This is a genomic window from Stieleria magnilauensis (assembly GCA_007753675.1).
Taxonomy (GTDB): domain Bacteria; phylum Planctomycetota; class Planctomycetia; order Pirellulales; family Pirellulaceae; genus Stieleria; species Stieleria magnilauensis.
Genome location: CP036432.1, coordinates 6,710,975 through 6,726,426, shown reverse-complemented (window position 1 = coordinate 6,726,426; position 15,452 = coordinate 6,710,975). Strand labels below are relative to the sequence as shown.

Genomic DNA, 15,452 nt, shown 5'->3' with positions numbered 1-15,452 from the left:
CCCAAAGGGCATGCATATCCATAGCCTGGGGCAAGCAAACCGAGCATTTGCGAGGGTTGCGCCGCCCCAGGAACCGCATCGCAATGAGGTAAACTTTGGCCAACGGCCATGCACAACATTCTGGCTGTAACTTGCGGAGCGATGAAGTGCCCGCTGAGCCCACCGATAGCAGCGCGAACCCACGGATGATTACACCCTGTCATCCGTGGGTTCGCGCTGCTATCGGTGGGTATCATTCTCGATCGTTAGCCCGGTCAAAACCCCAACATTAAATGTGCCGAAGCACTAGCGACCGGGTGGCACCCGCTGGGTGATCGGCTCGTCTTGGCCTTCGACCAGCAACAGTCGTTGATCGACTCCGATGCCCTCGAACTCTTGCCGCGTTCCACTCGGCCAGCTGACGGTCACGCGGACGTCATCGCCGGACTCGCCTAACCCGAATGACACGGTGGATTCGTTGTGACACAGGTATCCATCTCCGCCGACGATCCAATTGGTCAACGTGCGCTGTCCCTGATGCACTTCGACCTGCGCGCCGATGGCATCACGTTCCGACTCGGTGCCCACCAATTGGAACGTCAACCAATGGTTGGAGGTCTCGGTGCGATTGATCAACAGTGCCGACGGCGATCCGATGTGCGAGATCACCATGTCCTGTCGACCATCGGCATTAAAATCCAAACGCGCCAGACCGCGGCCGAGGTATTTTCCGGTCCAGTAATTCGAGGCATCATCGACCGGTGAAAGGCGAAATTGGCGGCCAAGGTTGACGAAGAACTGCGGCGACTGCTCCAACGGTTCCCCGGGAGCTTTTTCGATATTGCCGTTGGTGACCGCCAAATCGGGACGCCCATCGAGGTCGTAATCGAGTGCTTGGCAACCGAATCCGAGCACGTCGGAACTGTCGCGGTGCAGCCGATACTGCACGCATCGGTCTTCGAACACGCCGCCTTGATTCATGAACAGGCTGACCGGTTCCAGGTAAAAGTTGGTGATGTGAATGTCCCGCATCCCGTTGCCATCGAAGTCGGCGACCGCAATCCCCATCGACGCAGTTTCGACTCCGCCGATGCCGAGCGCGCAACCGCGGACCGCCGCGACATCGATCCATCGGTCCTGGTCGGGCGACCGTGTCCACAATTGGTTGGCGCGAATGTCGTTGCCGACAAAGACGTCATTGCCGGGTCGGCCGTCCCAGTCAGCGATCACGACGCCCAGGCCCGTGCTGGCGTCGCCTTGAGAGTCGCTGACCCGTTGATGCAACATGCCGCCGCGGCCATCGTTGACCGCAATGGAATCGATCCCGGGCTGAAACGAGGCCGGCGAGATGGTCAGGATCTCGCCCTTTTCATTCATTTCCGGACGGTTCACCATCGTCGGATCTTCGACATAGTGCAACGCATACAGATCCGGCAACGCATCTCCGGTGATGTCGCCCAACGCCACCGAACTGGTCAACACTTGGTGCCCGGGGTCTTCGTCAAAGACCTGGCGCCGGAACGTGCCGTCGCCATTGTTGATCAGCAACACCTTATTGCCGATGTTGGCGACGACAAGATCGGCGAACCCGTCCTGGTTCCAATCTCCGCTGCCCAGACCGACCGAATAGCGAGTGTCGGTCACCGCGGCGGACTGCGTCCGGTCGACGAGTTTGCCGTCGACGCCGCGATACAACTGGTTCGATCGTTCACCCACCATGGACGGGACGTCGGCGGCGCCTTGGGCCAGATAAAGATCGACGGCACCGTCCAGGTCGTAGTCCAGCACAGCGATGCCGCCACCGAGAGACTGGTAGAGCGCGAACCGAAACGGCTGTGGCTCACTGGCAACGAAGTACGTGTGGTTGAGCCCCACCGATTCGGCGATGTTTTCAAACGCGGGGATGTGAAAGTCATCGGTCGATGGAGCGGTTTGTGGCGGTGAAACATCGATCGCGGCGGGGATCTCCAATTTCGGCAGCGGGTACTCGGCCAGGTCGAGCCCGCAGACGCGTTCTTGGCGGCTAGCGAAGGCATCGGGCGCACGAAACAGCGCCGCGCGGCGCTCGTTCAATGACTCGATCTCTTCCTGCGAAGCCTTGCGATGGAAGGCCCCAAAGATCCGCCACGTCATCGCTTCGAGCGGGCGATGCAGCTGATCCAGACCGTCGGCGATGGTGGCGTAGTTGTCGATCGGCGCCGATTCGGGCGTCTGGGATTTTCCGATCGCGTTACTGGCCGAGACGACATCCCTGATGGTGTCGTATCGCTTCTCCCAACGTCCAGCTTGTTCGGTCTGGCCGAGCGCCGTCAACGCCTGGTTGATTCGCCGCATCGCGCCGACATTGGTGGGATCGCGTGCCAGTGCTTCGCCGAGCGCCCGGACCGCTTCCTCGAACCGTCGTTCCGAAACCAAATAGGCTCCGATCGCGGCCCAATATTCGGCAAATTCTTGAACCGGTTGGTCGGCTTGGGTCAGCCACCACTGAAAACGTTCGTTGTCCTGGGCTTCGATCGCCAGCAACCCGTAAAAGGCGACGATCGAAGGAACCGCTTCGCCCGCGCGCACCGTTTCATCAAGGGCCTCGACCGCCTCGACGTTTCGGCTGGCGGTAAACAGCATCCGCGCGGTGGCCGCCGGACCGATCGGGAAGTTGGGACGGGGACGCGGCGGAGGCTTGTTCGGGTCGTCAAAAATCGCGTGCCCCAACACCATCAACGCATGCAACTCGTCTTCTTGAATATTGCCCAAGCGACAAAGCGCATGCAAATGATCCGCCGCTTCGTGTCGCCGCCCCTGACGGTTGTACAGGTACGCGAGTTGTCGGTGGGCGACCGGGACATCGCCGGCCAATTCGAGGACCTTCAGATACCTCGATTCAGCCTCGTCATATCGTTCCAACTGCATGTACCAATCGGCTGCCTGTCCCAGCGACGGTAGCCCGGCTTCCGGATCAGTCACCGGGATCGAGTCCAGGTATTCGACTGCATCGACAAGATTCCCGCGATCGGCGTTCAACCGGGCCAATCGAAACAAGACCTCCGCGTCGCTGGGGTCGGTCATCAGCACCTTGCGATACTCCGCCGCAGCCGCGTCCACCTTGCCGGCTTGGATCAACGCTAGTGCGGCATCAATCGCCTGATCGCGATCGAACGGTTTTTCGACCGGCGGCGGGGACGGAACCTCGGCTTGCGTTTCGGTCTCGCGATCGCTGATCTGTTCTCGCGGCGCTTGTTCGGTCGGATCGACCGCCGTGCGGTCACACGCGGTAAACAAGAGCGTGGTCGCGATAAACAGGAAGACGACGTGCCGAGGGTCAGTCATGGGGATCAGGGTGCCGCGGAAACGCGGGTAGGTCAAAGTAAAATAAATTCAGCTACCGTTGGTGTGTAGCCTGCTGGCGATTCCTGGACGCTGCGACGCAGCGACAGTGGGCGGCTAAAGCCTGCACACCAACACGCATGCCCGTTCCTTCATTGAAAAAGCGGGCGTGGTCGAGTGACCACGCCCGCAGGCATTGATTTCAACGGACGTTGAAAATCCTTACTGGTTCAGCTGCTCTTGGATCGTTTCGGCACTTGCCTTGGTACCCAGAGCACCCCACAGACCGTAGGGACTTTCCCGACCTGCACCACCGTTGGCACCACGGCCGTCACCATTGTCGCGACCGTAGGGAACGTGGTTCTGGTCACCCGACTCGATCGAGTCCGTGATGAACACGACAGCTCCATCGGCCATCAGCACGTGAGCACCACCTTGGTGGAAACTGGAGGCACTCATCACACCACCCCCACCGTGCCAACGCTGCATGTTGTAGCTGTTGGGCGGCGAGATCGTGGTAAACACACTGAACATCGGCCGTCCATCGGACCAACGACGACCGCGTTGGTGGTTGGCCGATTGATCGTAACACGGGTCCGGCCCCATGCCGCTACCGCAGCAACCGGTACAAGGCGGCAGACCGCCGTTGTTGGTGTCGGTGTTAACGTACTGCGGACGCTCGGGGTCCAGGAACGCTCGGCCTTGCGACGGCGGCAAATCCCACACGTTGTTCTTTCGAACGATGAGCGTGGCTTTGGCCAAGTTGGTTCGATCACCAACGACGTTCTCGCCACACGCAATGGTGTTGGAAAGACCGTCTTTGATGTCACGAAACTTGGTGAAGTGACGAGCTCGGAAGACCCCTCGGGCCCATCGTTGACCGGCTTCATCACCCCAGGTCCCACTGCCGTTGGGAACACCCCGGTCGTTGACCCCACCGTGCTGCTGTTCAAAAATTGCATCGCCGATACAGGCCGAGTAATTCGTAAACGCGACTCGGTTGTTGACCGGCTGGGTCGGATCACTCGGACAACGATACCCGGGAACCTGAGTCAGCCAAGGCTGATAGTTCTGGTTCCAGGGACGCGGTCCCATTGCCGCGAACGGCGGGTTGATGACGTTGCCGGCTCGGTCTCTGTTGAACGGGTTGGAGATTTGATCCCACAGACCCTGTTGCTCGATGAACGGCAACACACCCACCATCCAGCTGAGCCAGTGAGAATTGTTCAAATTCCCATTGTTCGGCAGGTTGTTGTTGTACGTTCCGCCTGCGTTCATCGGCAGATTCTTGTACGCCGAGTGATAGTTGTGCAACGCCAAGCCGATTTGCTTGAAGTTGTTACTGCAACTCATGCGTCGTGCCGCCTCACGGGCAGCCTGGACGGCCGGCAACAACAAGCCGACCAAAATTCCAATGATGGCGATCACCACCAAAAGCTCGACGAGCGTAAAACCGGCTCGCCGACTACGGCTTCCAATCATAAAAAAACTCCGGGAATGAGGATGAGAGAGACGCGACTGTACCGCGTCGCACAGGAGAGCGAAGCGTGCCGGGTGAGCCCCACCCGATCTACAAATCTATCGCCACCAAGGGTAGAGTCTATGGGAGCAAGTCGGCAGATTCAACTACAATCCACGCCACTGTGCCAACTTTTATGGATCCGAAATGCACACTGCGGTGTTACGGGCGTGTCGAATGGTTTCGACGTCCGATGGATCACAATTCGGTCGTATCTGGACCGGCGGGGACGGCATCGGGCAAACCCGGCCGACACTGACGAGCCAAACGGGGCGTTTCTGGATAGCGGCAAGGCGCGAGCCTTCCGGTCCCTCATCGTTCCCGAAACACCGGAGGGCTCGCGGGCTGTGAAGGTTTTTTCAAGGTGAAATGTGGATGGCGGGGGCTGCAACCACCGAAACATGGAAGGCCTCGCGGAGAGGCCCTCCGTCGTTCGGGTAGTGGACGAGGCGACGAGTCCTCTGCAGTGGGCGTATTGGCACAGGACTCGTCGCCTCGTCCACTACCGCCTACCCGAAACGCGAGTCGCCGCAGACGACTTAGTTGCCTTGCGAAGCCGTTTCTTGAGCGGCTGCGTTCATTGCCTTGTCGTAAGCTTCTTCTTCGGCAAGTTCGTCCGCGGTTTGGGCATCGGTGGGTGTGAATTCCGCTTCGCCACCGCCACCACAGCCGGTGATCGAGATGGCAGTAGCGAACAACAAACCAAACAAGGAGAGAGAGAGGGTGCGTTTCATGATCGGTTCAAATGATCTAGCGGAAGGTGAATGACAACAAAGGGAGACGGCAACTGCGACACAGAGGTAGAAGCCGACCGCCACGAAGTCCTGCATCGTCGATTACCGGCTCGGCATTGTCAAGCACTTGCCCCTTACAACTCCCCTGAAGTTCAGTTGTCCACCGTTGCCGTTGGATCTGTTTTTCCAGATCCCCTAGGCCAACGATCCCGTCCAGGCGGGCGCAAGGGTTGACGCTGCGCCCGCGAACGATCGCGAATTCCCATCGCGCCGCGTCGGTTTTTGACAGGTTACACAACGCGTTGTCTGCCATCCTGCTAAACTGCAACGAGGAATGAACCAGCACCGAACGGGCATTCATCGCCTGATCTCGCGCCTACACAACCGTCCCCCTTTTTTTCGAGAGGCCCTCCATGAGCACCGCCATCAAACCTTCACTCCTGCCCGAAGTCGAAGCGTTCTTGGGACGAGGGCGTTTGGCCAGCTTCGTCGGCGGCAAAACGATGGGTTCGGAAAACGACAATAGCATCGCGACGACCGATCCGGGGTCCGGCGACAAACTCGCCGACGTGGTCGAGTTGACTGCCGAGCAGGTCGAGGAGGCGGTCGGCGTTGCCGATGCCGCGTTCAAGCAATCGTCGTGGGCAACGATGCCGGTCAACGAGCGCGCCGCGTTGCTGCACCGCTTGGCCGACGCGGTCGAGAAGCACAAAGCGATCATCGGCCAAATCGAATCGCTCGACGCCGGCAAGGTCCAGTCTCAGGCTCAAGGCGACGTCCAAAACTTTGCCGACACGATTCGCTACTTCGCCGACATGGCCCAGCATGTGAATCCCCGCACCACGTTGGCGGTCAAAGCCCACGAAGCGTGGACGGTGCGTCAGCCCTGGGGTGTTTGCGCGTTTATCTTTCCCTGGAATTTCCCGTTCCTGTTGATCGGCTGGGGAATCGCCCCCGCGCTGGCTGCCGGCAACACCGTCGTGATCAAGCCCGCCGAAGACACGCCCTTGTCGGCGATCTATCTGGCGGAATTGGCGAAAGAAGTCGGTATCCCCGACGGCGTGATCAACGTGGTCACCGGCGGAGGCGCCACGGTGGGGTCGGCACTTTCAGGCAACACCCAAATCAAACGCATGTCCTTCACCGGTTCGCCCGAGGTCGGACGACTGGTGGGCGAAGCCTGCGGACGCAACCTGGTTCCCGTCAAATTGGAACTCGGCGGCAAGGGAGCCGCGGTGATTTTCAACGACGTCGATGTCGCCGATACGGCGCAAAAGCTGGCCGGTGCGATCACGTTCCACACCGGACAGGTCTGCTGCGACGCGACACGTTGGTTGGTGCACCAAGACATCTACGACGAATTCGTCAATCAATGCGTGGACCAACTTTCCCAAGTCAAAATCGGCTACCAGCTCGACGGCCAGACGCAAATGGGACCGGTCGTTAACGCCAAACAACGCCAACGCGTGCTCAGCTACCTGGAGAAGGGGCAATCCGAAGGCGCCGAATGCCTGCTGCCCGGTGGTGCCGCCAAAGTGGAAGGGTACGACGGTCATTTCGTCAAACCAGCCCTGCTTGCCGGTTCGCTCGACAACGTCGCCGCCCAGGAAGAAATCTTTGGGCCGGTCGCTTATCTAGCACCGTTTCAAACCGAAAGCCAAGCGATCGAGATGGCCAACCACACCCACTACGGACTGGCCAACAGCGTCTGGACGTCTGACTTGGCACGTGCCGCTCGGGTTGCCGAGTCGATGATCGCGGGCAACAGTTGGATCAATGCCCACAACGTGTTCGCTCACGGGGTTCCCTACGGCGGTGTGAACCTGAGCGGAATGGGCGGCGGCGTGCTGTCGTTCGAAACGCTGATGGATTACTACCGCAGCACCTCGGTCGTCCGACCACTGTGATCTCCCGCGATAACGGACTCCACCTGATGAAACGCTCGGCCCGTTTGTTTGCCGCCATGTTGATTGTTTCGGCCCAGGCCATCACCGTCGCAACGGAACCGGTCCCCGAAACGTCCGCTACCGTCGCTACCGTTCCCGGTTTCAGCTGGGATCGCGTGCCGTTGAACCTTCACTTCGGAAAACGAACGACGGACTTGACCGATTCGGAAATCAACTTTGTGGCCAGTCGAAGTCGGTTGATCTGTTTGGAAAAAAGTCACGGGGCTCGCGTCCATGGCAGCACCGAGGCGGGGATCGCAGACACGGCCAGACGCATCACGGCACGCAACCCCGATGCGAAGGTGTTGTTTTATTTCAACGCCTTCATCAACTGGCCAGGCTACGAGGCGTTTGAGACCTATCGCCCCGAGTGGACACTGCGAACGGCGGACGGCGAAATCGTCAAACACCCTTCCGGTACCCCGCGGCCGGATCCGTCCAACGCCGAGTTTCGCAAGTGGTGGTCCGATGTCGTCGTCTCGGCCAACCGTTCAGCCCCACTTGGCGGTGTCTTCATCGACGCGCTGCCACAAGCCCTTTCGCCCGGCCTGGCACAGCAAGTCGGTGACGCCAAGGCCTGCGCGGTCGTGCACGGACTCCGCGAAATGATCAGGCTGACGAAACGCAAACTCGGCCCCGACAAGATTGTCCTGGTCAACGGAATACGGACCACGGATTTCCGCCAAATCCTGGATTGGGACGGAATCGACGGCGTGATGATCGAACACTTCGGCGCGTTCAAGACCGCCGAGCCGGAAGATCTGAAGGCCGACCTGGACTCGATCGCGATCGCGGCTGCCAAGGGCAAGTTTGTTGTCCTGAAAGGTTGGCCGGGATTCAACTGGCTGGATCGAGACATGATGAACCGCCCCCATGACGAACTGTTGGAACTTGCGCGACAACGGATCACGTTCCCGCTGGCGTGTTACTTGGTCGCCGCGCAACCCGGATCGCACTTCTGCTATTCCTGGGGCTACACCCACTCCCACGGCATGCTGGATTCGTATCCGGAGCTGGAGCGTCCGCTGGGTCCTCCCAAGGCCGATGCCACATGGCAGGGATTGACCGCCACACGCGAATTTGAACACGCATCGGTCTGGGTCGATTTGGCCAACCGAAAGGCGCGGATCGATTGGCAGCGATAGTTTTTGGAGCGAAGAAGATGCTGCGGATTCGACTGCCGGCGATCGTGATGGTGTTGCTGGCGGTGAGTTCCTCCTTGCGCGGCGCTGACTCACCGTTGGATTTTCAGTCGCAGGTCGCGCCGATTCTGCAGCGTCACTGCATTCGGTGTCATTCGCCGAACAACAACCAGGGTGAACTTTCGTTGGCGACGAGCGACGATTTGCGTGCGAACGAGTACGTCATCGCGGGTGACCCAGCAAGCAGTTATCTGCTGGAATTGATCACATCGACCGATGGCCAACCGGCTGCGATGCCCCAGGAGTCAAATCCGCTATCGGATGCCGAAGTCGCATTGATTCGGCAATGGATCGTTCAGGGGGCGGCGTGGCCGAGCGACGTTGTCGTCAAAGAGCAATCCAAGGCGGATGAGACATGGTGGTCGCTGCAACCGCTGCGTGTCGCGAAACGTATGCCGTCGGATTCGAACATCTCCGACGCGCCCCGTTCCCCCGCCACGATCGACGCGTTTATTCGCGCCAAGCTCGCCGACAAACAACTTGAGATGAATCCGCCGGCCGACCGCCGCACGCTGATTCGACGCGTGACGTTCGATCTGATCGGATTGCCGCCGACACCGCGAGACGTGGAATCGTTCGTCCAGGATTCCGACCCGATGGCTTATGAAAAACTGGTCGATCGATTGTTGGCGTCACCCCATTACGGCGAACGGTACGCACGGCACTGGCTGGATCTGGCGCACTACGCGGACACGCATGGATTTGAACGCGACATGCGACGCGACAACGCCTGGCGGTATCGAGACTACGTGATCGAATCGTTCAACGAAGACAAACCGTATGACCGCTTTGTTCAAGAACAGATCGCGGGAGATGTCTTGTGGCCGGACGACGATCAGGCGGTAATCGCGACCGGCTTTCTGTCCGCCGGTCCCTGGGACTATGTCGGGCAAGTCGAAACCAAAAGCGACCAACTGCGCCGGTCGGCTCGCGTGCTGGACTTGGATGACATGACCACGCAGGTCATGACCACCACCATGGCGATGACGGTCAATTGTGCCCGCTGCCACGATCACAAGCTGGACCCGATCTCGCAGCGTGAATATTACCAATTGCAATCCGTCTTCGCCGGCGTGCGGCGAGAAGCACGCGTCGTCAGCGATTCGTCCCTGAAGGCCTACGAATCGGCAAAGCAGCAATTGGTCCGACGTCGCAACCAGATCGACTTTGAACTCGCCCGGCTTGAAGGTGATGGACTCGACCTGGCCGACATCGTCGGCGGTGGAAACGGAAGCGGCACCGGGGCGTTTCGCCAGGGCATCGACGTCCGCAATGCCAAAGTGCAGACCCGCGACTTTGGAAGACTTGGCAACGTCGTGACCAATCGATTCGCCGCGTCAGACTTTACTTTTGTCGATGGCGTCTTTGTCCCCGACGGCGAGGAGGCTCGGGCCAAGATTCCCGTCTCCTCGACGGGCATCACCCTCAACGGCTTGCCCACGACGTCTGGCGAAGCCTGGGACATGATTCGCAACGGTCCTGTCGCCAGCCAGCATTCCCCCTCACTCGACGGAATCGATTTCACCCAGGACGGTCACAGCCTGCTGGGATTGCATGCCAACGCGGGGATCACGTTCGACCTTTCCGCGATCCGCCAGAGTCTGGCGGATGACGCTGCCGGCAAGAGTGCCGAAACGCCGCTTCGCTTCACCGCACAACTCGGTTACTTCGGGGCCTCCGGTTCGCATCGTGCCGACGTGTGGGTCTTTGTCGACGGACAGATCGTGGCGGAGTTCAAACAACTCGGCCGCGACGATGGTTTACAGCCCATCGACATCGAGCTGTCCCCGGAGGTCCGTTTTCTGACACTCGTTTCGACCGACGGCGGCAACGGAATCGGGCATGATCAGATCGGTTTCGGTGACCCGCGCATCCGCCCGAAAACGTCGCCGACTCGCTCCGATGCCGAGGTCGATCGCATCGAAACGCTCCGCAGCAAACGCAACGTGGTCACAGCAGAACTGGATGCACTCGGCCCACCGCCGCGATTTTATGGGGTGGTCGCCGAAAAAGGCTTGCCGGAGGTGCGTTTGTTGATTCGCGGCAATCCGGAAACCCCCAGCGGTGACGTGCTGCCACCGGCCGCCTTGTCGGCTCTAGCGATGTTAAATCCTGAACTCGGGACGATCGCGACGGACGAAGGGCAACGTCGGGTGGCACTGGCGCGATGGATCACGTCGATCGACAATCCCCTTGTGCGACGCGTCATCGTCAACCGACTCTGGCACTGGCATTTCGGTCAAGGTTTAGTCGACACGCCCAGTGATTTTGGCTTCGGCGGAGGTCGTCCGTCGCATCCCGAACTGCTCGATTGGCTCGCCGAAGCATTGCTGCATCATGACTGGTCGCTCAAGGCCATGCACCGATTGATCGTGACCAGCGACACCTACAAACAGTCCAGCCGGTACCGCGAACCGGCGGCCAATGTTGACGCCGAGAATCGACTGCTGTGGCGACAGAATCGCCAACGCATCGAAGCGGAAGCGATTCGCGACGCCGTGTTGTTTGTCAGCGGCAAACTGAACGATCGCCGCGGCGGACCGGGATTCGAAGATTTTCAATACCAGGATGCCTACGCACCCATCTACACTTACACCACCGCCGACCGTCCGGAATTGTGGCGACGGAGCATCTATCGTTACATCGTCCGGACAACCCCCGATCGATTCCTCACCACGCTCGACTGTCCCGATCCGGCCAACCTGACACCGAAGCGGATCACGACCACCACCCCGCTGCAATCGCTGGCCCTGTTCAACAACGACTTCATGCTCCGGCAGGCTCGCTATTTTGCCGAGCGGATCGGCCGCGAGGCTGGAAGCGACCCGGCGGCACAGGTTCACCACGCCTTCGCACTCGCGCTGGGACGGCAGCCGTCGCAACAGGAGGCCCGATGGGCGACGGAGTTTGTTGATCGGCAAGGCTTGTTCGCCCTGTGTCGATCGATTTTTAATTTGAATGAGTTCGTGTATGTCGATTGACCCCAATCATGACGCGATTTTAAGGCTTCCGAACCACTCGCGCCGCCAGTTCTTGCAATCGGCGGCCGGTGGAATCGGCTCGCTGGCGCTGACGGCCATGCTCGCCGGCGAAGGACACGGCGCAGGACACGGTCAATTGCATCATGCGGCCAAGGCCAAGCGTGTCATCCAGATCTTCTGTCCGGGTGGGATGAGTCAGGTGGACACGTTTGACTACAAACCCGAACTGGACAAACGCGACGGATCGGCGTTCGATCCCGATGGTCAGTTGCAATTCTTTGCGTCCAAGCCGGGCAACTGTCGCGGCAGCCACTGGAAATTCCGCCGTCACGGGCAGTCCGGACTGTGGATGAGCGATCTGTTTCCACAGTTGGCCACCTGCATCGACGACATGGCGTTTCTTTACTCCATGCACAGCAAGACGGCACTGCATGGCCCGGCCTGTTTCATGATGAATACGGGATTCACGTTGCCCGGTTTTCCCAGCATGGGTGCCTGGGTGACGTACGGCCTGGGCAGCGAAGCCGAGGATTTGCCTGCGTTTGTGGTGTTGCCCGATCCGCGCGGGCTGCCGCCCGGCGGGATCATCAACTGGGGTGCGGGGTTCCTGCCGGCGCAACATCAGGCGACCACGCTGGACACCACCTACCCACAACACCCGATCGCCGATCTGTTTCCGCCCAAGGACTTTGCCCAGGTCTCGCCGGCCGGCGATCGAGCCGGGTTGAGTTTTCTGCAGCGGTTGAATGAACTGCACCGCCAAACCCGACCCGGCGACACGGAGCTGGACGCGCGGATCAAGGCGTATGAAATGGCGGCCCGGTTGCAGCTGAGTGCTCCCGAAGCGACCGACCTGAGCCGGGAAAGTCAAACAACGCGAAACCTTTACCAGACCGATCATCCAGACATCGGTCCGTTCGGACGGCAGTGCTTGTTGGCGCGACGACTGGTCGAGCGCGGCGTGAGATTTGTCCAACTCTATTGTGGGGCCGAGAACACGACGGCCAAGAAGATCCGTCCCAATTGGGACAGCCACGAAGACTTGCCCCGCGACCACGGCTACTGGGGCGCCGTTCTGGACGGCGGCGCCTCGGCGTTGCTGCAGGACCTGAAACAGCGTGGCATGCTGGACGAGACGTTGGTCATCTGCACGACCGAATTCGGACGTCAGCCGGCGGCGCAGGGCAATGGCCTGGGGCGCGACCACAATGCCGGAGCCTTCACGGCATGGTTGGCCGGGGGCGGTGTCCGGGGAGGGATCGGATTTGGGGCAACCGACGAGTTAGGTTTCAAAGCGGTCGAAAACCCGACCTACAGCTACGATCTGCATGCCACCGCGCTGCACCTGCTGGGCATCGATCACACGCGACTGACGTATTACCACAACGGCATCGAGCGTCGTCTGACCGATGTTCACGGCCACGTGATCAAACCGATCCTGGCGTAACACGCGAGACGCCCGCGAGCGACATCCCAGCGGGACGCGTCAGCGACCGGCATCCCAGCGGGAAGCGTCAGCGACCGGCGCGTGTTGACCTCGCAACCCGACACTGGCCACTGGCTCACGCCGCGTGTTGAAATGAATCCCCGTGGATCAATTCGCCGATGGTTTTCAGACGGAATGTCGCCGGCAGCGAAGACTCATGGCGGGGCGGTGGTTATAAACAAGCCGCGACGAAAAACGTTGACCGCAATCCGAAAACGGTAACACGACCTCCGCGAAAAGAAATCCTTCGTCCCGCTTCCCCAACAAGCATCACTTGAAGATGAATCGTCTGTATTTATGGCTGCTCTCTGGAATCCTGTTCGGCAACATCGCTCTCGCAGAACAGCCCAATGTGTTGTTGATCGTTTCCGACGACCAGGGATACAACGACTTGGGTGTGCTCGGTAATGGGATCATCACACCGAATCTGGACCGGATCGCGACGGAGGGGACTCGGCTGACGAACTTCTATGTCGCTTGGCCGGCGTGCACACCGTCCAGGGCGAGCCTGCTGACCGGTCGCTATCCGCAGCGAAATGGCATCTACGACATGATTCGCAACGAGGCCCCCGATTACGGTTATCGCTACACGCCGGACCAATATGCGGTCACGTTTGAACGCATCGGCGGACGTGTCCGCCATTCGGGAGGGGCTTACGCCCAATACCGCTATATCGAAAAGGTTTTGACCAGCGCAGGGCCCGTAGGCTCGCGTCAAACGGCTGATAATCAGCCGAGCGACCGAAAAGTTTGCGATTCCTTCGCTGGATCAGACAACATTCCGCAACTGGAGACGATCACAGAAGGGGGTGACGCTTCCGAAAACGTTCGTGCATGTTCAACACTCGACACGGAGAACGACAATGGCTCTGAATCGTTCGGCGGCGCTGGAATACGCCGCGAAATATTGGAACAAGCCGTGCAGCGACGGCTACTTCATGTTGAGCGACAAGGCAGTCCGGATCAGTCAAAAACGCAAGGAACTGAAGGCCCCGGAAAGTGACGGTTGGGAAGCACGCTTCGTTCCCGAGTTTTCCAGTGATGGTCACATGGTCGGTGAGTCTGCGGTTTTCCAGAAACCCAACGGTGACGAAATCTTGATCCACGGCTGGGACGGTTTGGCGGACTGTGCACACTACATCTGCCAGTGTCTCAAAACGGGCAACGTCAGCGTCCACGAGATGTCCGTGCCGAAACTCGTCAAAAAACTGCGGGCGCAATCGGACGTCAAGACGCTGGGGATGAAACTGTCCCGCACCGCCGCTCAGCAGATCATCGACCTGGGAGTGTTTAAGGGAGGCGACGTGATCGTTTACTTCAATATTGATCCCCAGGGCGACTACGGCGGAAAGGCGGATTACACCCACAGCACGCTGTTCCTGGGCATCGACTCCAGCGGCGTCGGCCGGATCGCTTGCCACACCATCTGCCGCCATCAGCACTTGCCCAAGAACGAGGAGTGGTGGCTGAAAGACGGTCGCTACGCGTACACGTTGATCCACTTCACCGCCGGCGACCGCGTGGCCAACGATGCCGACCATTTTCAAGGCTGGTGGAAGATCGAGTACTTTGGTCGCACGGAATATTATCGTTTCGACACATCCGGACGCGTGCGTTGGACCTCCAAAGCCCCAAAAGCGGCATCGGATCGAATTGAATCCGGTGCGAAAAACCTCGGGCATTGGTTTCGCGAAACGCGGCAGGTATTGATCGCCTGGCAAAGCACCGGAACGGCCGAACGATGGGCAGCGGTCGGCAAGCAGAACAAGTACGACATCAAGGTCAATCAACACAAGGGAACGGCAACAAAACTGTTCACGTAAACATTCACGATGCGGGCGGGGTGATGGGGGCAAGACAATGGGGGCAAGACAATGGGGGCAAGACGATGGGAGGCAGAATGATGGGGGGGCAGAATGATACGGGGCAGAATGATGGGTGCCGGATGATGGGTGCCGGATGATGGGTGCCGGATGAACTGCGGCGATCGGGTGAAGGGAGAGATCGAGGTGGCTGATCAAGGCATCTCGTTGAAATGCATTTGGGCAATCTCAAATCTCAAATCTCCTGACTCTAACGTTTTCTATGTACCTGATTTTGCCGGATAGGCGAAGCCCTTCAGGCCCGGAGGGCCGGCAGAGTGGATGCCGGTGGCGTGAGCCCAATGCCACCTATTCTGGACCCTATCGGGTGGCGCGGTCCCAAAAACCCGGTTTTGGCACGATTTTTGCGCCTGGCAGGTAAGTTTACACTTACTGCCTTTCTGACTGGGAATCGCCATGGT

General features: G+C 59.6%; 8 protein-coding genes. 5 read left to right on the top strand and 3 right to left on the bottom strand.

Annotation, left to right across the window (positions count from 1 at the left end; translation table 11 throughout):
- Positions 1–285: 285 nt before the first annotated feature.
- The 3 genes from TBK1r_RS24030 to TBK1r_RS24020 all read right to left on the bottom strand — a co-directional run bounded on the left by TBK1r_RS24030 (position 286) and on the right by TBK1r_RS24020 (position 5,553).
- On the bottom strand, positions 286–3,303 hold the full coding sequence (locus TBK1r_RS24030; protein WP_145216534.1) for a CRTAC1 family protein: 3,018 nt from the start codon (positions 3,301–3,303) through the stop codon (positions 286–288).
- 219 nt (positions 3,304–3,522) lie between these two features.
- A complete protein-coding gene (locus TBK1r_RS24025) occupies positions 3,523–4,782 on the bottom strand; it encodes a DUF1559 domain-containing protein (RefSeq protein ID WP_145216532.1) in 1,260 nt (419 codons plus the stop codon).
- A gap of 576 nt (positions 4,783–5,358) precedes the next feature.
- On the bottom strand, positions 5,359–5,553 hold the full coding sequence (locus TBK1r_RS24020) for a hypothetical protein (RefSeq protein ID WP_145216528.1): 195 nt from the start codon (positions 5,551–5,553) through the stop codon (positions 5,359–5,361).
- A gap of 413 nt (positions 5,554–5,966) precedes the next feature.
- Here TBK1r_RS24020 and TBK1r_RS24015 point away from each other — a divergent pair, with 413 nt between their 5' ends.
- The 5 genes from TBK1r_RS24015 to TBK1r_RS39495 all read left to right on the top strand — a co-directional run bounded on the left by TBK1r_RS24015 (position 5,967) and on the right by TBK1r_RS39495 (position 14,171).
- Positions 5,967–7,460: an aldehyde dehydrogenase family protein gene (locus tag TBK1r_RS24015; RefSeq protein WP_145216525.1), complete on the top strand. Its 1,494-nt coding sequence runs from the start codon at positions 5,967–5,969 to the stop codon at positions 7,458–7,460.
- A 26-nt stretch (positions 7,461–7,486) separates the two neighbouring features.
- Positions 7,487–8,644 (top strand): putative glycoside hydrolase, encoded by a 1,158-nt coding sequence (locus TBK1r_RS24010; protein WP_145216522.1) that lies wholly within the window; start codon positions 7,487–7,489, stop codon positions 8,642–8,644.
- A gap of 17 nt (positions 8,645–8,661) precedes the next feature.
- Positions 8,662–11,682: a DUF1553 domain-containing protein gene (locus tag TBK1r_RS24005; RefSeq protein ID WP_145216519.1), complete on the top strand. Its 3,021-nt coding sequence runs from the start codon at positions 8,662–8,664 to the stop codon at positions 11,680–11,682.
- Positions 11,672–13,129: a DUF1501 domain-containing protein gene (locus TBK1r_RS24000; RefSeq protein ID WP_145216516.1), complete on the top strand. Its 1,458-nt coding sequence runs from the start codon at positions 11,672–11,674 to the stop codon at positions 13,127–13,129. Before TBK1r_RS24005 ends, TBK1r_RS24000 begins: the two co-directional genes overlap by 11 nt.
- Before the next feature lie 319 nt (positions 13,130–13,448).
- Positions 13,449–14,171 (top strand): sulfatase family protein, encoded by a 723-nt coding sequence (locus TBK1r_RS39495; protein ID WP_473772452.1) that lies wholly within the window; start codon positions 13,449–13,451, stop codon positions 14,169–14,171.
- Positions 14,172–15,452: the final 1,281 nt, after the last annotated feature.